This window comes from Bordetella sp. 2513F2 (assembly GCF_054642735.1).
In genome coordinates, this window is sequence record NZ_CM137755.1 from 1,512,575 (window position 1) to 1,531,625 (window position 19,051).

Annotated in this window: 16 protein-coding genes and 2 rRNA genes; 6 read left to right on the top strand and 12 right to left on the bottom strand. The window is 66.2% G+C overall.

Features of this window, described 5'->3' with window-relative positions; translation table 11 throughout:
- Positions 1-112 precede the first annotated feature (112 nt).
- Positions 113-2,993 (top strand): 23S ribosomal RNA (locus ACYBYQ_RS07175).
- 187 nt (positions 2,994-3,180) lie between these two features.
- Positions 3,181-3,293: ribosomal RNA gene (gene rrf, locus ACYBYQ_RS07180) — 5S ribosomal RNA — on the top strand.
- Positions 3,294-3,405: 112 nt separating this feature from the next.
- Here the strand turns inward: rrf and ACYBYQ_RS07185 are convergent.
- Positions 3,406-3,627: a hypothetical protein gene (locus ACYBYQ_RS07185; RefSeq protein ID WP_459618067.1), complete on the bottom strand. Its 222-nt coding sequence runs from the start codon at positions 3,625-3,627 to the stop codon at positions 3,406-3,408.
- A gap of 44 nt (positions 3,628-3,671) precedes the next feature.
- Here ACYBYQ_RS07185 and ACYBYQ_RS07190 point away from each other — a divergent pair, with 44 nt between their 5' ends.
- The gene (locus ACYBYQ_RS07190) at positions 3,672-3,950 is read left to right on the top strand and encodes an FCD domain-containing protein (protein ID WP_459618068.1); all 279 of its coding nucleotides are present in this window, start codon (positions 3,672-3,674) and stop codon (positions 3,948-3,950) included.
- A 56-nt stretch (positions 3,951-4,006) separates the two neighbouring features.
- On the opposite strand, the gene ACYBYQ_RS07195 is transcribed toward ACYBYQ_RS07190, so the two are convergent.
- Both ACYBYQ_RS07195 and ACYBYQ_RS07200 read right to left on the bottom strand, forming a co-directional pair.
- Positions 4,007-5,377 carry a sigma-54-dependent transcriptional regulator gene (locus tag ACYBYQ_RS07195; protein WP_459618069.1) on the bottom strand — a complete coding sequence of 457 codons (1,371 nt, stop codon included), beginning with the start codon at positions 5,375-5,377 and terminating at the stop codon, positions 4,007-4,009.
- 18 nt (positions 5,378-5,395) lie between these two features.
- Positions 5,396-7,291, bottom strand: coding sequence for a sensor histidine kinase (locus ACYBYQ_RS07200; RefSeq protein WP_459618070.1), 1,896 nt, complete (start codon positions 7,289-7,291; stop codon positions 5,396-5,398).
- A 220-nt stretch (positions 7,292-7,511) separates the two neighbouring features.
- Between ACYBYQ_RS07200 and ACYBYQ_RS07205 the strand changes: the two genes are divergently transcribed.
- Positions 7,512-8,858 (top strand): dicarboxylate/amino acid:cation symporter, encoded by a 1,347-nt coding sequence (locus ACYBYQ_RS07205; protein WP_459618723.1) that lies wholly within the window; start codon positions 7,512-7,514, stop codon positions 8,856-8,858.
- Between the two features lie 33 nt (positions 8,859-8,891).
- Here ACYBYQ_RS07205 and ACYBYQ_RS07210 read toward each other — a convergent pair whose 3' ends face one another.
- The 8 genes from ACYBYQ_RS07210 to ACYBYQ_RS07245 all read right to left on the bottom strand — a co-directional run bounded on the left by ACYBYQ_RS07210 (position 8,892) and on the right by ACYBYQ_RS07245 (position 14,896).
- Positions 8,892-9,647, bottom strand: coding sequence for an aldolase (locus tag ACYBYQ_RS07210; RefSeq protein ID WP_459618071.1), 756 nt, complete (start codon positions 9,645-9,647; stop codon positions 8,892-8,894).
- 54 nt (positions 9,648-9,701) lie between these two features.
- Positions 9,702-10,322 (bottom strand): Maf family protein, encoded by a 621-nt coding sequence (locus ACYBYQ_RS07215; RefSeq protein ID WP_459618072.1) that lies wholly within the window; start codon positions 10,320-10,322, stop codon positions 9,702-9,704.
- Positions 10,315-10,785: a 23S rRNA (pseudouridine(1915)-N(3))-methyltransferase RlmH gene (gene rlmH, locus ACYBYQ_RS07220; RefSeq protein WP_459618073.1), complete on the bottom strand. Its 471-nt coding sequence runs from the start codon at positions 10,783-10,785 to the stop codon at positions 10,315-10,317. Before rlmH ends, ACYBYQ_RS07215 begins: the two co-directional genes overlap by 8 nt.
- Before the next feature lie 9 nt (positions 10,786-10,794).
- On the bottom strand, positions 10,795-11,178 hold the full coding sequence (gene rsfS / locus ACYBYQ_RS07225; RefSeq protein WP_459618074.1) for a ribosome silencing factor: 384 nt from the start codon (positions 11,176-11,178) through the stop codon (positions 10,795-10,797).
- A gap of 65 nt (positions 11,179-11,243) precedes the next feature.
- Entirely contained in the window at positions 11,244-11,828 is a 585-nt protein-coding gene (gene nadD, locus ACYBYQ_RS07230) for a nicotinate (nicotinamide) nucleotide adenylyltransferase (RefSeq protein WP_459618075.1), read from the bottom strand.
- Entirely contained in the window at positions 11,825-12,736 is a 912-nt protein-coding gene (gene hemF, locus ACYBYQ_RS07235; protein ID WP_459618076.1) for an oxygen-dependent coproporphyrinogen oxidase, read from the bottom strand. The genes nadD and hemF overlap by 4 nt, the downstream gene beginning before the upstream one ends.
- A gap of 2 nt (positions 12,737-12,738) precedes the next feature.
- Positions 12,739-14,046 (bottom strand): phosphoribosylamine--glycine ligase, encoded by a 1,308-nt coding sequence (gene purD, locus ACYBYQ_RS07240; RefSeq protein ID WP_459618077.1) that lies wholly within the window; start codon positions 14,044-14,046, stop codon positions 12,739-12,741.
- Positions 14,047-14,164: 118 nt separating this feature from the next.
- Positions 14,165-14,896: a YebC/PmpR family DNA-binding transcriptional regulator gene (locus tag ACYBYQ_RS07245; protein WP_459618078.1), complete on the bottom strand. Its 732-nt coding sequence runs from the start codon at positions 14,894-14,896 to the stop codon at positions 14,165-14,167.
- A 156-nt stretch (positions 14,897-15,052) separates the two neighbouring features.
- Here ACYBYQ_RS07245 and ACYBYQ_RS07250 point away from each other — a divergent pair, with 156 nt between their 5' ends.
- Entirely contained in the window at positions 15,053-16,576 is a 1,524-nt protein-coding gene (locus tag ACYBYQ_RS07250) for a helicase HerA-like domain-containing protein (RefSeq protein WP_459618079.1), read from the top strand.
- Between the two features lie 33 nt (positions 16,577-16,609).
- On the opposite strand, the gene ACYBYQ_RS07255 is transcribed toward ACYBYQ_RS07250, so the two are convergent.
- Positions 16,610-17,980, bottom strand: a complete 1,371-nt coding sequence (locus ACYBYQ_RS07255; protein ID WP_459618080.1) for an aspartate aminotransferase family protein — start codon at positions 17,978-17,980, stop codon at positions 16,610-16,612.
- A 106-nt stretch (positions 17,981-18,086) separates the two neighbouring features.
- Between ACYBYQ_RS07255 and ACYBYQ_RS07260 the strand changes: the two genes are divergently transcribed.
- On the top strand, positions 18,087-19,019 hold the full coding sequence (locus tag ACYBYQ_RS07260) for a 2-hydroxyacid dehydrogenase (RefSeq protein WP_459618081.1): 933 nt from the start codon (positions 18,087-18,089) through the stop codon (positions 19,017-19,019).
- Positions 19,020-19,051 lie beyond the last annotated feature (32 nt).

The window sequence follows — 19,051 nt, forward strand, 5'->3', positions numbered from 1 at the left end:
TGATTTTGTTCCAAGTCTCAAGACTGGTTAAGTGAAAGCTTTGCCAGATGCTTTGAACTTATGAACGGCACAAGCGCGAATGAACAGCACCTATAAGACTTAAGTGTTATAGGATCAAGCGACTAAGTGCATATGGTGGATGCCTTGGCGATCACAGGCGAAGAAGGACGTGGTAGCCTGCGAAAAGCTGCGGGGAGCTGGCAAACAAGCATTGATCCGCAGATGTCCGAATGGGGAAACCCACTGCGCAAGCAGTATCCCTGGCTGAATACATAGGCCAGTGGAGGCGAACCGGGTGAACTGAAACATCTCAGTAGCTCGAGGAAAAGAAATCAACCGAGATTCCGAAAGTAGTGGCGAGCGAAATCGGAACAGCCTTTACGATTTAGCTTATAACTTAGCCGAACGGAATGGAAAGTCCGGCCGTAGCAGGTGATAGCCCTGTAGGCGAAAAGTTGTAGGTGGAACTAGGCGTAAGAGAAGTAGGGCGGGACACGTGAAATCCTGTCTGAAGATGGGGGGACCATCCTCCAAGGCTAAATACTCGTGATCGACCGATAGTGAACCAGTACCGTGAGGGAAAGGCGAAAAGAACCCCGGAAGGGGAGTGAAATAGATCCTGAAACCGTATGCATACAAACAGTCGGAGCCTCTTTAAGGGGTGACGGCGTACCTTTTGTATAATGGGTCAGCGACTTACATTCAGTGGCGAGCTTAACCGGATAGGGAAGGCGTAGCGAAAGCGAGTCCGAATAGGGCGTCTAGTCGCTGGGTGTAGACCCGAAACCAGATGATCTACCCATGGCCAGGTTGAAGGCACGGTAACACGTGCTGGAGGACCGAACCCACTAGTGTTGAAAAACTAGGGGATGAGCTGTGGATAGGGGTGAAAGGCTAAACAAATCTGGAAATAGCTGGTTCTCTCCGAAAACTATTTAGGTAGTGCCTCAAGTATTACTGCAGGGGGTAGAGCACTGTTATGGCTAGGGGGTCATGGCGACTTACCAAACCATGGCAAACTCCGAATACCTGCAAGTACAGCTTGGGAGACAGAGCACCGGGTGCTAACGTCCGGACTCAAGAGGGAAACAACCCAGACCGCCAGCTAAGGTCCCGAATTATCGCTAAGTGGGAAACGAAGTGGGAAGGCATAGACAGTCAGGAGGTTGGCTTAGAAGCAGCCACCCTTTAAAGAAAGCGTAATAGCTCACTGATCGAGTCGTCCTGCGCGGAAGATGTAACGGGGCTAAGCGATAAACCGAAGCTGCGGGTGTGTACTATGTACACGCGGTAGGAGAGCGTTCCGTAAGCCTGCGAAGGTGGCTTGTAAAGGCTGCTGGAGGTATCGGAAGTGCGAATGCTGACATGAGTAGCGATAAAGGGGGTGAAAAGCCCCCTCGCCGTAAGTCCAAGGTTTCCTGCGCAACGTTCATCGGCGCAGGGTGAGTCGGCCCCTAAGGCGAGGCAGAGATGCGTAGCTGATGGGAAGCTGGTTAATATTCCAGCACCGTCGTACAGTGCGATGGGGGGACGGATCGCGGAAGGTCATCAGGGTGTTGGAAGTCCCTGTTGCTGCATTGAAGATGGCGCTTAGGCAAATCCGGGCGCGTAAATCAAGGGTGTGGCACGAGCAGACACGTTCTGCGAAGTGATTGGAAGTGGTTCCAAGAAAAGCCTCTAAGCTTCAGCTGTACGAGACCGTACCGCAAACCGACACAGGTGGACGGGATGAATATTCCAAGGCGCTTGAGAGAACTCAGGAGAAGGAACTCGGCAAATTGATACCGTAACTTCGGGAGAAGGTATGCCCCGGTAGGGTGATGCGCCTGCGCGCTGAGCCTGATGGGGTCGCAGAGAATCGGTGGCTGCGACTGTTTATTAAAAACACAGCACTCTGCAAAGACGAAAGTCGACGTATAGGGTGTGACGCCTGCCCGGTGCCGGAAGGTTAAGTGATGGGGTGCAAGCTCTTGATCGAAGCCCCGGTAAACGGCGGCCGTAACTATAACGGTCCTAAGGTAGCGAAATTCCTTGTCGGGTAAGTTCCGACCTGCACGAATGGCGTAACGATGGCCACACTGTCTCCTCCTGAGACTCAGCGAAGTTGAAGTGTTTGTGATGATGCAATCTACCCGCGGCTAGACGGAAAGACCCCATGAACCTTTACTGCAGCTTTGCATTGGACTGTGAACCGGCCTGTGTAGGATAGGTGGGAGGCGCAGAAACCGAGTCGCCAGATTCGGTGGAGCCGACCTTGAAATACCACCCTGGTTTGTTTGCGGTTCTAACCTAGGTCCGTTATCCGGATCGGGGACAGTGCATGGTGGGCAGTTTGACTGGGGCGGTCTCCTCCCAAAGCGTAACGGAGGAGTTCGAAGGTACGCTAGGTACGGTCGGAAATCGTGCTGATAGTGCAATGGCATAAGCGTGCTTGACTGTGAGACTGACAAGTCGAACAGGTGCGAAAGCAGGACATAGTGATCCGGTGGTTCTGAATGGAAGGGCCATCGCTCAACGGATAAAAGGTACTCTGGGGATAACAGGCTGATACCGCCCAAGAGTTCATATCGACGGCGGTGTTTGGCACCTCGATGTCGGCTCATCTCATCCTGGGGCTGTAGCCGGTCCCAAGGGTATGGCTGTTCGCCATTTAAAGAGGTACGTGAGCTGGGTTTAAAACGTCGTGAGACAGTTTGGTCCCTATCTGCCGTGGGCGTTGGATACTTGACGGAGCCTGCTCCTAGTACGAGAGGACCGGAGTGGACGTACCTCTGGTGTACCGGTTGTCATGCCAATGGCATTGCCGGGTAGCTAAGTACGGAAGAGATAACCGCTGAAGGCATCTAAGCGGGAAACTCGTCTGAAGATTAGGTATCCCTGGGGGCTAGACCCCCCTGAAGGGTCGTTCGAGACCAGGACGTTGATAGGTCGGGTGTGCAAGCGCAGTAATGCGTTAAGCTAACCGATACTAATTGCCCGTGAGGCTTGATCCTATAACTCTCAAGTCTTAACACACATAGGCCGCTGTACCCACAGCGCAAGCCGTTCAATACGAAATCACACGCAACCCGCGTTGCCCCGCCGTGCGCACACCGCGCACCCCGCGCGCGCATCGCCACCGTTGTCGCTTCTTCCAGTTCCAAGCCGTTGACTCCCGCGTCAACCGCTTACCCGGTTACGCCTGACGACCATAGCAAGGTGGCCCCACTCCTTCCCATCCCGAACAGGACAGTGAAACGCCTTCGCGCCGATGATAGTGGACGTACGTCTGTGAAAGTAGGTCATCGTCAGGCTCTTATCCCCAAAACCCCCGCCATCAACCGGCGGGGGTTTTGCTTTTGGGGCAACGCTTGGAGAATTGGCCAGGCCAGATGGGGTGTGGCGGCCGTAGCCGCCCCTGATCTGCTATTGCTTGAGATCGAGCTTCGGCACCAGAGCCTTGAATGCTTCGTTCTGGCGGGCGATATCTGAGGTGAACTGCGGCGTGTCGGCCCACGATAGCGTCAGGTCCTGTTTGGTTACCCCGGCCTGGAATTCCGGAGTGTCGTAGACCTTCCTCGCGATGTCGCGCCACTCGTCCAGCGCTTCCTGGGGTGCGCCCTTGGGCAGGCCAATGCCGCGCCACACGCTGAATTGCAGGGCCGCATTCGTGGGGCCAGCTCAATTGGCAATTGCACGAGCATCTGTATCGGGCGGCGCAGCGCCCTGCAGCCCTCGGCATCGTGCGCATGCTGCATGAGAAGTCGGAGCGCTATTTCCGCTTCCAGGTCGTCAACGCGCCAATACGGCAGCAGGCGCATAGTGAGCACATGACGCTGATCGACTTGTGCCGCCACCGGCAGGTCGAGAAAGCCGGCGCCGCCCTCGAGAAACATATCGAAGACGCAGCGGGGCAGATATTGGCCATCGTCGCTCGCATCCTGGACAAGGACTTCGCCCGCTCGCGCTAGCACACATGCGCGCCCCGAACCCACCGCAGGGTTCGCGCAGCATCCCGCTCCTCAGTTCACCTTGGATCCACGTATGCCTGCCGGTCGATGCCGTGCCGCTGCAGCTTGTCGTAGAAGGTCTTGCGCGGCAGGCCGAGGTCTTGCAGCGTGGCCTTGACGTCGCCCCGGTGGCGCGCCAGCGCTTCGCGGATGAGCTGGGCTTCGTGCCGCTCCATGCGCTCGGGCAGTGTCAGCGTGTCCGAGGGCGCCGGCTTGGCGGGGCTGCCCACGGCGCCCGACAGTACGCCCAGGACGAAGCGCTCGGCGTAGTGGGCCAGTTCGCGGATATTGCCGGGCCAGTGGTGCTCGGCGAGGTGCCGGCGTACGTCTGCCGACAATGCCGGCAGTTCGCGCTGGAAGCGTTGCGCGGCGCGGCCCGCATAGTGCGCGAAGAGCAGGGGGATGTCTTCGCGGCGTTCCCGCAGCGGCGGCAGCCGCACGGTGACCACGTTGAGCCGGTAATACAGGTCTTCGCGAAAGGTCTCGCGCATTCCCGGGTCGCCCAGGTCCACCTTGGTTGCCGCCACCACGCGCAGATCCACCGGACGGATGTCGTTGGTTCCCAGTGGCGCCACCTGGCGCGTCTCCAGCACCCGCAGCAGTTTGACCTGCACGGCGGGAGCCATGCTTTCGATTTCGTCCAGGAACAGGGTGCCGCCGCTGGCATGTTCTATGCGTCCGATGCGCTTGCGCTGGGCGCCCGTGAATGCGCCGGCCTCGTGCCCGAAGAGTTCGCTTTCGATCACGCTTTCCGGCAGGGCGCCGCAGTTGATTGCCACCAGCGGATGTGCGTTGCGCCGGCTGAGGCGGTGCAGCAGCGTTGCCACGACTTCCTTGCCGGTGCCGGTCTCGCCTTCGATCAGCACGTCCACGTCGGCGTCGGCGATGTGGCGCAGGGTCTGCTTGATGCGCTGCATGGCCGGCGTGTTGCCGATGAAGGCCAGATCGCTGGCGGAGTCCTGCTCGACTGCGTCGCGCAGCCGGCGGTTGGCAAGTATGAGCCGCCGCTTTTCGGCGGCGCGCGCGATGGAGGCGATCAACAGCTCGCTGGGGTAGGGCTTGCTGATGACGTCATACGCGCCATCGCGCATCGCCTGCACGGCCATGGCGATATCGAAGTGGCCGCTGATCAGGATGACGGGAATGTCGGGATCGATGGCCCGCACGCGCTCGAACAGCTGCAGGCCATCGACTTCCGGCATGCGCACGTCGGTGACCAGCACGCCGCCGTAGTCGCGGTCCAGGTCCTGGAGCGCCGCGGGGGCAGAGGCGTATGCGCGGACCTGGATGTCGTGCAATTGCAGGGTCTGCGTGGTCGCCTGCAGGAGGTCGGTGTCATCGTCGACGAAGATGACTTCGGTGGCGGAGCGGCTATCGGTGTCGTTCATGATGGACAGGGGCGGTAATCAGGCTGTCGCGGCGCCTGCAGGCGCGCGACGCAGGGTCACGATGAAGCAGGCGCCGGATCCCGGCTCCGTGGGGGCTGCCGCAAGCGAGCCTCCGAGTTCGGCGAGTATGTCGCGCGAGATCACCAGCCCCAGGCCCAGGCCTTCGGGCTTGGTGGTGTGGAAGGGCGTGAAGAGGCGGGTTCGTACGTCTGCCGACAGGCCGGGCCCGGTGTCGGCGATGCTGATATCGACTTGCCCGGCCGTGGCGGATACCGTGACCCGGATGCGCGCCTCGGCTGCCGGCTGAGCGGCCATGGCTTCCAGTGCATTCTGCAGCAGGTTGACGAAGACCTGCTCCAGCCGGGCGCGATCCGCCATGACGTGCAGGGCGGCCGGCGGCGCAGCGTAGTCCAGCTTTACGCGATCGCGGCTGATGCGGGGCGACACCAGCATCATTGCGCCTTCCAGGACCGGGGCCAGGGGCACTTCGGCGACCCTGGTGCTGCTTTTGCGCGAGAACGTCCGCAGTTCTCCCGTGATGCGGCCGATGCGGTCGGTGAGCCGCGCGATGCGGTGCAGATTGTCTTGCGCAGTGCCGGTGTCGGCACGCTGCAGGAACCTGACCGCGTTGTCGGCGTAGTTGCGGATGGCGGCCAGCGGCTGGTTGATCTCGTGCGCCACGCCAGCCGCGACCTGGCCCAGCAGCGCCAGCTTGTTGGACTGCACGAGGTCTTCCTGCATCTGGTGCAGGCGCGCTTCGGCGCGCTGGCGCTCGTCCATCTGCGCCATCAGCTGGCGGTTGGCGAGGTCCAGCTGGAGGGTGCGCTGCCGCACCTGGGCCTCCAGCTCGGCGTTGCGGCGCGCCTGGTCTTCGGCGCGGCGGCGGGTGCGCCGGCGCCGCTGGTAGATGAGCGCGCACAGTGCCGCGACGGTGGCCAGTACCAGGAATGTATAGAGCCGTGCATTGGCTGCCGCCTGCCGCATGGGCCTCATGGCCGGTACCAGCAGGTGCAGGGTCCAGCCCGGCGTGTCGGCCACAGGCTGTGCCAGGTCCAGCAGCGTGCTTCCTGCAGGCAGGCCGGGCAGGGGTTCTTCGGTGCGCACCAGCTGTGCCGCGTCGGCACCGCCGTCGAGCCGGCTGAGGGGCATGGGCGCGAACGCCGCAGAGCCGAATTGCCTGCTGGCCTGCAATAGGCGCGAGGTGTTCTCCGGCAGCGGCGCCACGGCGCGAAAGCGCCAGGACGGCACGCTGCCCATCAGGACGACGCCGTTGGGGTCCGTGAGGTAGATCAGTGCGGGCAGGCGGCGCCAGTCGCGCTCCAGCACCGCGAACTCCATTTTCAGCACGATCACGCCCAGCAGGGTGCCGTCCGGGTCGTCGATGCGGCGGGACAGGTACAGGCCTGGCTGGCGGCTTACCGTGCCCAGGGCGAAATACTCGGCGCTGCCGGCTTGCACGGCTTGCTGGAAGTACGGACGAAAGCGGTAGTCCACGCCGACGAAACTGGTGGGTTCCAGCCAGTTGCTTGCGGCGATTGCCACGCCGTCTGCTCCCAGCAGGTAGATCACCGAGGCGCCCACGTCACGGTTGAGGCGCTCCAGCCTGCCATCCAGGGCGGCGACGCCGGCGGGTCTGCCGGGTTGCCGCAGTGCCTGCCGAACGTCGGAGTCCTCGGCCAGTACGCGTGGCACGGCGCGAAATCGCTCCAGGTAGCTGCGCAGGGCCAGCGTATTGAGCTGTGCAGTATTGGTGGCCTGTCGCGAGAGCTCGAGCAGGGCATGGCGGCTCGCCCATTGACCCACGGCAAGCAGGGCCAGGGCCGAGAGGATGAGCGCCATCAACGCCAGGAGCAGGCGCAGGGACACAGGGCGGGGGAAGGGGAAGGACGGCATGGTGTGCGGAAGTTCGCACATTATACCGGCGTTCCGTGTGGATTTCCGCCGCCCTGGGCCTGGGGGCCGAGGCCGCAAACGGGACAAAAGTCCACCAAAACAAGGGCTTGGTGATTGCCCGCCGCCTGGCATGGACTTTGCATGGAAAGTGCCAGGCCGCCGGACCGGCGGCGTGAACCATATCCGTAAAACACGCGCCGTGAAGCCAAACGGCGCATTCCCTGGTGGGGACAATTCAATGATGATCGAAAGCGATCCGGGCACAGCTGCGCCCGTGCGCAAGCCCAGGTTCTATCAAATCCTTTATGTGCAGGTGCTGTTCGCCATCGCGGTGGGCATTGCGCTGGGGCATTTCTGGCCATCGCTGGGCGAGGCCATGAAGCCGCTGGGCGATGGCTTCATCAAGCTGGTGAAGATGATCATCGCGCCGGTGATCTTCCTGACGGTGTCAACCGGCATCGCCAGCATGAGCGACCTGAAGAAGGTGGGACGCGTGGTCGGCAAGGCCATGCTCTATTTCCTGGTGTTCTCCACCCTGGCGCTCATCATCGGCATGGTGGTCAGCCACCTGGTCCAGCCGGGGGCCGGCATGCACATCAGCCCGGAGTCGCTCGATTCCAAGAGTGTGCAGGGCTATGTGAGCAAGGCGCACGACTCCACGATCACCGGCTTCATCCTGAACATCATTCCCACCACGATGTTCAGCCCCTTCGTCTCGGGCGACATCCTGCAGGTGCTGTTCGTGGCGGTCCTGTTCGGCATCGCCCTGGCCATCGTCGGCGAGCGTGCCCGGCCGATCACGGACTTCTTCACGTCGTTGTCGACCCCGGTGTTCAAGGTGGTGTCCATCCTGATGCGCGCCGCCCCGGTGGGTGCGTTCGGGGCCATGGCCTTCACCATCGGCAAGTACGGCATAGGCTCGGTGATCAACCTGGCGGCGCTGGTGGCCACGTTCTACCTCACCTCGATACTCTTCGTGTTCGTGGTGCTCGGCGCGGTGGCCCGCTACAACGGGTTTTCCATCGTGCGCCTGGTGCGCTACATCCGCGAGGAACTGCTGCTGGTGCTGGGCACCAGTTCATCGGAAGCGGCGCTGCCTTCGCTGATGCAGAAAATGGAGCGGGCCGGCTGCGCCAAGTCGGTGGTGGGCCTGGTCGTGCCGACGGGGTATTCGTTCAACCTGGACGGCACCAATATCTACATGACCATGGCGGCCCTGTTCATTGCCCAGGCCTGCGATATTCCGCTGTCGCTGGGCGACCAGATCCTGCTGCTGCTGGTGGCCATGCTGAGCTCCAAGGGTGCGGCGGGCGTGACGGGCGCCGGGTTCATCACGCTGGCGGCCACGCTGTCGGTGGTGCCTTCGATTCCGATCGCCGGCATGGCGCTGATCCTGGGCGTGGACCGTTTCATGTCGGAATGCCGCGCGCTCACCAATCTCGTGGGCAACGCCACGGCGGCAGTCGTGGTGGCCCGCTGGGAAGGCGAGCTGGACAAGGACCAGCTCGATGCCGCGATGCGCGGCGACTTGCCGCCGCATGACAGCGCGCCGTCCGGCGACCTGGCGGTGGCCCGGCAGGCGGGCTGAGCAAACGGGGCGCGCGGCGCCCCGTTTTTTCGCCTACGCAGGCGCCTGGCGTGAGGCCAGGGTGCGCCGCAATGCGGCGAAGAACAGTTCGGACTGCAGGCGCTCGCCCTGGACTTGGGCGGCCACCTGCGCCGCGATGGCCGGCGCCACCGGAGCCAGCGGCCTGCCGCTGGATGCCGCGATCACCTGCGCTGCACAGGCGCGCTCGAGATAGTAGAGATCGTCGTAGGCGTAGTCGATGCGCTCGCCGCATACCACCACGCCATGATTGCCGAGGAATGCGATGTCGGCGCCCCGCATGGCATGTGCAATGCGCTCGCCTTCGCCTGCGTCCAGCGCCAGTCCGTTGTAGGCGCCGTCGATGGCGATGCGCCCGTGGTAGCGCATGGCATTCTGCGACAGCGTGGTATCCAGCGCCCGGTCCGTGGTGAGGGTGAGCGCCGTGGCATAGGGCATGTGGGTGTGCAGCACGCAGGCCTTGCCCGCGATGCGGTGGATGGCCGCATGGATGAACATGGCCGTGGGCTCGACCTCGTGCCGGCCCGCGAGCTTGCGTCCCTCGGCGTCGACCAGCACGATGTCGTCGGCCTGCACTTCCTGCCACATGAGGCCGCGCGGGTTCAGCAGGAAGCAGTCGGCGTGGCCTGGTACCGCCACGCTGAAGTGGTTGCAGACGCCCTCGCCCAGCCCATGCAGGGCGGCGGCGCGCAGGGCCAGGGCCAGGTCCGCGCGCAGCGTGGCGACCGGCAGAGCATCGAAGAGGGCGTCGGCGTCGGGTAGGGCAGTCATGGCGGTCCTTGAGGGCGGTTGAGTGTCGGGGCCCGTCGGCATGCGCCGGAGGCTTCAGGGCAGTGCGATGCCTGCGGCGGCTAGCAGGCCGGCTGTCTCGAACAGGGGCAAGCCCATGACGCCGCTGTAGCTGCCGGAAATGTGCGCGATGAAGGTGCCGGCCAGGCCCTGGATGCCGTAGGCGCCTGCCTTGCCGTAGGGCTCTCCGCTGTCGCAATAGCGTTCGCGCTCCGCCACGGTGGTGGCGCGCATGCGTACCCGGGTGACGGACAGGGCCTCGTGCAGGGAGCCTGCCACGGCCAGCGCGACGGCGGTGCGGACTTCATGTTCGGTGCCGGACAGCATGGCCAGCATGCGCAGCGCGTCGGCGCGGTCCTGCGGCTTGCCGAGTATGCGGCCGTCGAGGATCACCGTGGTGTCGGCGGCCAGCACGGGCAGGCGGGGCAGGCCGGACTCCTGCATCCAGCGCTCGCCGCGCTCGGCCTTCTCGCGGGCGGTGCGGCGGACGTAGTCTTCGGGGCTTTCGCCGGGCAGTTGCGGTTCGTCCTCGCCCGGCGGGGCCGGCACGCGCAGCACCGCATGGGCCAGCCCGATCTGCTGCAGCAGTTCCCGGCGGCGCGGGCTGGCCGAGGCGAGGTACAGGCGGGCGGGTGTGTCGGGCTGATTTTCAGGCACGGTGATAGGGGTGGCCGGTCATGATGGCCCAGGCGCGATAGAGCTGCTCGGCGAGCAGCACGCGCACCATGGGGTGGGGGAGGGTGAGCGAGGACAGGCGCAGCTGTCCGTCAGAGGCATGCTTGAGGTCTGCATCCAGGCCGTCGGGCCCGCCCACCAGGAACGCCACGTCGCGCCCGCCGCCGCGCCACTGTTCCAGCTGCCGGGCCAGGCCTGCGGTGGTGAGGTCGCGGCCGCGCTCGTCCAGCGCCAGGCGCAGCGCTCCCGCCGGCAGTGCCGCCTCGATGCGGCGTGCCTCCGCCGCCATCATCTGTGCCGGCGTCTTGCCGGTGGTGCGGGGCTCAGGCTTGATCTCGCGCAACTCCAGCGCGCAGTCGGGAGGAAGACGTTTGGCGTAGTCGTCCCAGGCCGTCTCGACCCAGCCCGGCATGCGGGTGCCGACGGCGGCGACGATGAGCTTCATGGCGAGCGGTCAGGCGGGCTCGCCGCCCACGGCGGGACGGGTGGATTCCGGCAGCAGCTTGACGCGCACCGGCTTGCCGCCCCAGATTTCCTCGAGGTTGTAGTACTGGCGGATGGCCGGCTGCATGATGTGCACGACGATGTCGCCGAGGTCCACCACCACCCATTCGCCGGTGTCCTCGCCCTCCACCGTGATGCCGCTGAGCTTGAGCGCGCGGCCTCGGTCGGCCACGCTCGAGGCCAGTGCGCGCGTCTGGCGGTTGGAGGTGGCGCTGGCCAGCACCACCCGGTCGAACAGACTGGTGAGATGGGTGGTGTTGAACACCTGGATGTCCTGCGCCTTGACGTCTTCGAGAGCGTCGACGACGGCGCGTTGTAGTTTCTGTATGTCCATGATTTCCAAATGATAACCCGCCCGGCGGGCGGGCCGGTGCGGGCGTGTGTCGGGCCAGGCCCGGATCAGCGGTACAGGCCGTGGGTGGCGATGTAGGCAGCCACGTCGGGATGCAGCAGCCCGCCGGTGGAGTCGCCGCGGGCGAGTCGTTCACGGATGTCGGAAGCGGAGACGTCCATGGGCGTGAAGGGCAGGGCCTCCACCGCACGGTTGCGGGCCGCCAGGTAGCGTTCGAGCTCCTGCGGAGCGCGCAGCGGCGTACCCGGCCGGGTCGCGACCGCGAGGTCGACGCGCGCAGCGATCTCCTGCCATTCGCGCCAGCTGCAGAAATTGGCCAGCTGGTCGGTACCCAGCAGCCAGACGTAGGCGGCCGGGGGCAGCGCCCGGATGGTGTCGATGGTGTAGGTGGGGCCGCCTCGCGCGATTTCCATGTCGTTCACCGCCAGGTCGGGGTGATCCGCGGTGGCGAGCTCCAGCATGCGCAACCGGTGCTGCGGCGCGGCCTTGAGCGGTTCGCGCTGCCAGGGATTGGCGGCGGGCAGCAGCTGCACCTGCTTCAGGTCGAGGGAGCGCAAGGCGGCCAGGGCCAGGGCGACATGCGCCAGGTGTACCGGATCGAAGCTGCCGCCCAGCAGGCCGATGCGCTTCATGCCCAGTCCCGGGGCCTCAGGTAGTCCGACAATGCGGCCTCGGGCGTGCCGGGCTCGGGCTGCCAGTCGTAGCGCCAGCCGGCCAGCGGCGGCATGGAAAGCAGGATGGACTCGGTGCGGCCGCCCGACTGCAGGCCGAACAGGGTGCCGCGGTCGTAGAGCAGGTTGAATTCCACATAGCGGCCGCGCCGGTAGGCCTGGAAATCGCGCTCGCGTTCGCCGTAGGGAGTATTGCGCCGCCGTTCCACGATGGGCAGGTAGGCCGGCAGGAACGCGTCGCCCACCGAGCGCAGCAGGGCGAAGGAGGCATCGAAGCCCGGCGCGTTGAGGTCGTCGAAGAAGATGCCGCCCACGCCGCGCGTCTCGCCGCGGTGGCGCAGGTAGAAATATTCGTCGCACCAGCGCTTGTAGCGCGGGTAGTAGTCGGGGCCGTGCGGCGCCAGCGCGTCGCGGCAGGTGCGATGGAAATGCGCGGCGTCCTCGTCGTGCGGATAGTAGGGGGTGAGGTCCAGCCCGCCGCCGAACCAGAAGACGTCCTGTTCGTCGTGATCCGGGCGTGCCGCCGCCCGGAACATGCGCACGTTCATGTGGGTGGTGGGCACGTGCGGATTGCGGGGGTGCAGCACCATCGAGACGCCCATGGCCTCCCAGGGCCTGCCGGCGAGCTCGGCGCGGTGCGCGCTGGCCGAGGGGGGAAGCTGCCTGCCGGTGACGTGGCTGAACAGCACGCCGCCGCGCTCGAGCAGGCTGCCGCCTTCGATGAGCCGGGAAACCCCGCCCCCGCCTTCGGCACGCTCCCAGGCATCGGTGCGGAAGGGCTCGCCGCCGGCCTGCTCGAGGGCTTCGACGATGCGCGACTGCAGGCCGGTGAGATAGTCGCGGACGTGGGCGGTAGGCAGTGCGGGCATGGTCAGGCAGGGGTCTTGTTTTTCTGGTGCGCAGGCTTGAGCGCGCGCCAGCCGATGTCGCTGCGGTACTGGCGGCCGTCGAAGTGGATGGCCGAGACGGCCTCGTAGGCGCGGTCACGCGCGATGCGGATGGAGTCTCCGAGCGCGGTGACGCAAAGCACGCGCCCTCCGGTGGTCTTGAGTACGCCGTCCTCGCTGCGCGTGGCGGCATGGAACACCATGCAGTCTTCGGTTTCGGGCGGCAGGCCGGAAATGGTGTCGCCGGTTCGCGGCGTGCCGGGATAGTTGTGGGCGGCGAGCACCACGCCGAGTGCGGTGCGGCGGTCCCAGACGATGTCGGCCTGGTCCAGCGTGCCGTCCACCGCATGCTCGATGGCGTCGAGCAGGTCGCTCTTGACGCGCATCATGATCGGCTGGGTTTCGGGATCGCCCATGCGGCAGTTGAACTCCAGCGTCTTGATGGGGCGGCTGGGGTCGTCGCCCGGAGCGATCATGAGGCCGGCATACAGGAAGCCGGTGTAGGGAATGCCGTCGCGCGCCATACCCTGGACAGTGGGCAGGATGATTTCGCGCATGATGCGGTGATGCAGTTCCGGCGTGACGATCGGGGCCGGGGAATAGGCGCCCATGCCGCCGGTGTTGGGGCCGGCGTCGCCGTCCTGCAGGCGCTTGTGGTCCTGGCTGGTGGCCAGGGCCAGCACGTGGCGGCCGTCGCACATGACGATGAAGCTGGCTTCCTCGCCGACGAGGAATTCCTCGATGACCACGCGCGCGCCGGCTTCGCCCAGCGAGCCGTCGCCCAGCATGGCGTCGATCGCCGCATGGGCCTCCTCGAGCGTCATGGCGACCACCACGCCCTTGCCCGCGGCCAGGCCGTCGGCCTTGATGACGATGGGCGCGCCCTCTGCGTCGACATACGCGTGCGCCTGGGCCGGGTCGGTGAAGGTCTGGTAGCGGGCGGTGGGGATGCCGTGGCGGGCCATGAAGGCCTTGGCGTAGTCCTTGGAGCTTTCGAGCTGGGCGGCTGCGCGGGTGGGGCCGAAGATCTTGAGCCCCCGGGCGCGGAAGGTGTCGACCACGCCGGCGGCCAGGGGCGCCTCGGGGCCGACCACGGTGAGCGAGACGCCTTCGCGCTGGACGAAGTCGGCCAGTTCTTCGGCACGGGTCAGCGGCACGTTCTCGAGCAGGTCGCCGGTTTCGGTGCCGCCGTTGCCGGGCGCCACATAGACCTTGTGCACGCGCGGCGAACGGGCCAGACGCCAGGCGAGGGCATGTTCGCGGCCGCCCGAGCCGATTACGAGGAGTTTCATGTCATTGGGATTCTGAAGGTTGCCACTTTGCCCGTCGTGGAATCGGAGCCGTGCCCGGGGCGGGGGCCGGCGCAGGATCGTCCGGGGCGCACCGCCCCGGACGTCCGGCGGTAAGCATTTACTGCGCTTCGTCGAAGACGACGTTGGTATAGACCTCCTGCACGTCGTCCAGGGCGTCCAGGGCGTCGAGCAGCTTCTGCATCTTCACGGCGTCTTCGCCGGTGAGCTCGGTTTCGTTGAGCGCCTTCATGATGACGCCGTCGACCTCGGCCTTGAGGCCGGCCGCCTCGAATGCCTGCCGCACGGCGGCGAAATCGGCGGGCGCGCACAGGACTTCGATGACGCCTTCCTCGTCGGTGGCGACGTCTTCGGCGCCGGCTTCGAGGGCGGTCTCCATGACCTTGTCTTCGGAGGTGCCGGGGGCGAAGAGGAACTGGCCGCAATGCTTGAACATGAACGCCACCGAGCCTTCCTGGCCCAGGTTGCCGCCATGCTTGGCAAAGGCGTGCCGTACCTCGGCCACGGTGCGGGTGCGGTTGTCGGTCATGCAGTCGACGATGACCGCCGCGCCGCCGACGCCGTAGCCTTCGTAGCGGACTTCCTCGTAGTTGTCGCCATCGGCGCCGCCGGCCCCGCGCTGGATGGCGCGCTGGATGTTGTCCTTGGGCATGTTGGCGTCGGTGGCCTTGTCCCAGGCCATGCGCAGGCGCGGGTTGCTGTCGGGATCGGGGCCGCCGGCGCGCGCCGCCACGGTGATTTCACGGATGATCTTGGTCCAGAGCTTGCCCCGCTTGGCGTCCTGGCGGCCCTTGCGGTGCTGGATGTTGGCCCATTTGCTGTGTCCGGCCATGGCTTCTCGATGTATTTGTGTGCAAAGAGGCGTATTTTACCGTGCCCGCCGGGCCTGGCCGGGCAAACTGCAATCTGTGTTGCGGGCGCTACGCCACCGGCGCCCGCTGCGCTCTACACTTGGGGCCTCGCTCGTATCCTGCGGAGATCCTGAACCATGCCCGACCCCCTCATCATCGCCCGGAGCGCCGACACCCCGCTCGCCCTGCTGCCGGCCCTGGCCAACCGGCACGGCTGCATCACGGGCGCCACCGGCACCGGCAAGACCGTCACCCTGCAGGTGCTGGCAGAGCAGTTCTCGCGCATCGGCACGCCGGTCTTTCTTGCGGACATCAAGGGCGACCTCACCGGGATTTCGCAGGCCGGCGCCCCGACGCCCAAGCTGCAGGAGCGCCTGGCCCTCCTGGGCATCCCCGAGCCGGCCTGGGGCGGCTCCCCCACGGCCCTCTGGGACGTATTCGGCGAGCAGGGCCTGCCCGTGCGTGCCACCGTGTCCGACATGGGGCCGTTGTTGCTGGCGCGCATGCTGGAGCTGAACGATACGCAGGAGGGCGTGCTGGCCCTGGTGTTCAAGGTGGCCGACGACGAAGGCCAGCTGCTGCTGGACCTGAAGGACCTGCGCGCCATGCTGCAGAACGTGGCCGACCGCGCCGCGGAGATCAAGACGCGCTATGGCAATGTATCGGCGGTCACCGTCGGCGCGATTCAGCGCGGCCTGCTGCGCCTGGAATCGCAGGGCGCCGAGCAGTTCTTCGGCGAGCCCATGCTCGACGTGGCCGACCTGATGCGCACCGATGCCCAGGGGCGCGGCTACGTCAACATCCTGGCCGCCGACAAGCTGATGCAGTCGCCCAGGCTGTATGGCGTCTTCCTGCTGTGGCTGCTGGCCGACCTGTATGAAAAGCTGCCGGAGGTCGGCGACCAGCCGCAGCCCAAGCTGGTGTTCTTCTTCGACGAGGCGCACCTGCTGTTCGACGACGCGCCGCCGGCCCTGGTGGAGAAGATCGAGCAGGTGGTGCGCCTGGTGCGTTCCAAGGGCGTGGGGGTGTATTTCGTGACGCAGAACCCCATGGACATCCCCGAGAGCATCCTGGGCCAGCTGGGCAACCGGGTGCAGCACGCGCTGCGCGCCTTCACGCCGCGCGACCAGAAGGCCGTCCGCACGGCGGCCCAGACCATGCGGCCCAAGCCGGGGCTGGACGTGGAGGCGGCGATCACCGAACTGGGCGTGGGCGAGGCGCTGGTGTCGCTGCTCGACGAGAAGGGCAGCCCCATGCCTACCGAACGGGCGTGGATCGTGGCGCCCGGCAGTCGCATCGGCCCGGCCACCGATGCCGAGCGCAAGGCGCTGCAGCAATCCAATACGCTGGCCGGCAAGTATGCCCAGGCCGTGGATCGCGAGTCGGCTTACGAAGTACTCGCGGCGCGGGCCGCGGCCCCGGCCGCCGAAGCGCCCGCCGCCGGGCCGGCGGCCAGGCCGGGCGGAACGGGTGGCGCCGCCGCGCCGCAGGAAGGCGGGCTGATGCAGTCGGTGAACGAAGTGCTGTTCGGTTCGGTGGGACCGCGCGGCGGGCGCCGCGACGGCGTGGTGCAGTCGGTGGCCAAGAGCGCCATGCGCACCGTGGCGCGCGACCTGGTGCGCGGCGTGCTGGGCTCGCTGCTGGGGTCGCGGCGCCGCTAGCAGGCTTGCTGCAGCCCGCCGGCGGCCGTGGGCTCAGGCCGCCGCGACGTGGCGGGCCACGTCGTCCAACGTGCGCGCGAAGCGCTCGACCATGTCGCGCACCTCGGCCGGCTGGATGATGAGCGGCGGGCAGAATGCCACCGTGTCCTGGATGCCGCGCACGATCAGGCCGTGGTCGTGCGCGCGCTCGTAGGCATAGCCGCCGGCCTTGCCCAGTGGCTCGAACGGCTGCTTGCCTGCCTTGTCGGCAACCAGCTCCACGCCCGCGATCAGGCCCATGCCGCGCACTTCGCCCACCAGCGGGTGGTCGGCGTAGCCGTGCAGCAGCTCCTGCATGAGGGCGCCGACATCGGCGGCCTGGTCGATCAGCCCGCGCTCGTCGATGATGCGCAGGTTCTCCAGCGCCACTGCCGTGGCCACGGGATGGCCGCTGGCGGTGTAGCCGTGGCCGAACGTGCCCAGCACGCCGCTGTGCTCGCAGACGGGGCCCGCCACGCGCTCGTTGATCAGCACTGCGGCGAGCGGCTGGTAGGACGAGGTGATCTGCTTGGACAGCACCATGATGTCCGGGTCTATGCCGAGCGCCTCGGAGCCGAAGCGCGTGCCCAGGCGGCCGAAGCCCGTGATGACTTCGTCGGCGATCACCAGCACGTCGTGCTTGCGGCACACGGCCTGGACCTTCTGCCAGTAGGTGCGGGGCGGCACGATCACGCCGCCGGCGCCCATGACCGGTTCGCCGATGAAGGCCGCCACGGTATCCGGGCCTTCCTGCACGATGAGCGCCTCCAGTTCCTCGGCCAGCCGCGTGGCGTAGTCTTCCTCGGATTCGCCGGGCAGCGCATTGCGGTAATGGTGCGGGCATGAAACGTGGCGCACGGGGGCCAGGGGCAGGTCGAAGCCCTTGTGGTTGCCCGGCAGCCCGGTGAGGCTGGCCGAGGCCACGGTGACGCCGTGGTAGGCGCGCTGGCGGGCGATGATCTTCTTCTTGAGCGGACGGCCGAGCGCATTGTTGTAGTACCAGACCAGCTTCACCACGGTGTCGTTGGCCTCGGAGCCGGAGTTGGTGAAGAAGGCCTTGGACATGCGGCCGTCGGTATAGCCGACCAGGCGTTCGGCCAGCTCGATCACGGCCGGATGCGACTTGTGCGTGAACGTGTGGTAGTAGGGCAGCTGGCGCAGCTGCCGGTCGGCGGCGTCGGCCAGGCGCGGCTCGCCGAATCCGACCGCCACGCTCCAGAGCCCGGCCATGGCCTCGAGATAGCGGTTGCCTTGCTCGTCGTAGACGTAGATGCCTTCGCCGCGGGTGATGATGCGGGGCCCGGTTTCGCGGTGCCGGACGGCGTTGGTGTAGGCGTGCAGGTGGTACTGCACGTCCTGCTGCTGGGCTGGGGAGAGGCGGGACATGATGCGGTTCCGTGTGCGTGGGGCCCGCGGCGCGGGCTGTTATATCATCGCTGCATTATCCGCCAATCGGCGGCGCCGCGCGCCGCCCGCAACCTGTCCGGAACGCATGAAGATCATTTTCTCCACCAGTCATGACATCGAACCCGCGGAATGGCTGGATCCGCTCGCCGAGGCCCTGCCCGGCGCCGAGGTCGTGATGTGGCGCCCCGGGCAGGAGCCCGTGGACGCCGAGGTGGCGGTGGTGTGGAATCCGCCGGCGGCGCTGTTCGAGCGCGAGCGCAAGCTGCGCGTGGCCTTCAACCTGGGCGCAGGGGTGGATGCGCTGTTCCGGCTGCCGACCCTGCCGGCCGACCTGCCCATCGTGCGCCTCGAGGATGCCGGCATGGCGGTGCAGATGGCCGAATACGCCGCCTGGGCGCTGGTCCGCGCCAGCCGCCAGTTCGACGACTACGCCGAGCTGCAGGGCCAGCGCCGCTGGAAGCCGCTGCCGGAGATAGACCGCACGCAATGGCCGGTGGGCGTGCTGGGCATGGGCGTGATGGGTTCGCGCGTGGCGCAGACGCTCGCATCGCTGGATTATCCCGTGGCGGGCTGGTCGCGCAGCGGCAAGGCGCCCGAGGGCGTGGAATCCCATGCCGGCATGGCCGGGCTGCCGGCGTTCCTGGCCCGCACTCGGGTGCTGGTGAACACGTTGCCGCTCACGGACGAAACGCGGGATCTCCTGTGCCGCGACACGCTGTCGCAGCTGCTGCCGGGCGCCTACCTGATCAACATGGGAAGGGGCCAGCATCTGGTCGAGGAAGATCTGCTGGCGCTGCTCGACAGCGGCCACATGGCGGGCGCCACGCTCGATGTGTTCCGCGAGGAGCCCCTGCCGGCCGACCATTCTTTCTGGCAGCATCCGCGCGTGACCATCACCCCGCACGTGGCCGCGCTCAGCCTGCGCCGCGAGACCATCGCCCAGGTCGCCGACAAGATCCGCCGGTTCATGCGCGGCGAGCCCGTCACGGGCCAGGTGTCGCGCAACCGCGGCTACTGAAGCCGGCAGGCACGCCGGGCGCGTGCCGCGCC

Bases quoted from the DNA above. Each gene is read 5' to 3' on its own strand.
- hemF (WP_459618076.1), bottom strand. From the start codon at position 12,736: ATGCCCGCACTGCCTACCGCCCACGTCCGCGACTATCTCACCGGCCTG.
- ACYBYQ_RS07260 (WP_459618081.1), top strand. From the start codon at position 18,087: ATGAAGATCATTTTCTCCACCAGTCATGACATCGAACCCGCGGAATGG.
- ACYBYQ_RS07245 (WP_459618078.1), bottom strand. From the start codon at position 14,896: ATGGCCGGACACAGCAAATGGGCCAACATCCAGCACCGCAAGGGCCGC.
- ACYBYQ_RS07195 (WP_459618069.1), bottom strand. From the start codon at position 5,377: ATGAACGACACCGATAGCCGCTCCGCCACCGAAGTCATCTTCGTCGAC.
- ACYBYQ_RS07250 (WP_459618079.1), top strand. From the start codon at position 15,053: ATGCCCGACCCCCTCATCATCGCCCGGAGCGCCGACACCCCGCTCGCC.
- ACYBYQ_RS07210 (WP_459618071.1), bottom strand. From the start codon at position 9,647: ATGACTGCCCTACCCGACGCCGACGCCCTCTTCGATGCTCTGCCGGTC.
- rsfS (WP_459618074.1), bottom strand. From the start codon at position 11,178: ATGGACATACAGAAACTACAACGCGCCGTCGTCGACGCTCTCGAAGAC.
- purD (WP_459618077.1), bottom strand. From the start codon at position 14,046: ATGAAACTCCTCGTAATCGGCTCGGGCGGCCGCGAACATGCCCTCGCC.
- ACYBYQ_RS07200 (WP_459618070.1), bottom strand. From the start codon at position 7,291: ATGTGCGAACTTCCGCACACCATGCCGTCCTTCCCCTTCCCCCGCCCT.
- nadD (WP_459618075.1), bottom strand. From the start codon at position 11,828: ATGAAGCGCATCGGCCTGCTGGGCGGCAGCTTCGATCCGGTACACCTG.
- rlmH (WP_459618073.1), bottom strand. From the start codon at position 10,785: ATGAAGCTCATCGTCGCCGCCGTCGGCACCCGCATGCCGGGCTGGGTC.
- ACYBYQ_RS07205 (WP_459618723.1), top strand. From the start codon at position 7,512: ATGATCGAAAGCGATCCGGGCACAGCTGCGCCCGTGCGCAAGCCCAGG.
- ACYBYQ_RS07255 (WP_459618080.1), bottom strand. From the start codon at position 17,980: ATGTCCCGCCTCTCCCCAGCCCAGCAGCAGGACGTGCAGTACCACCTG.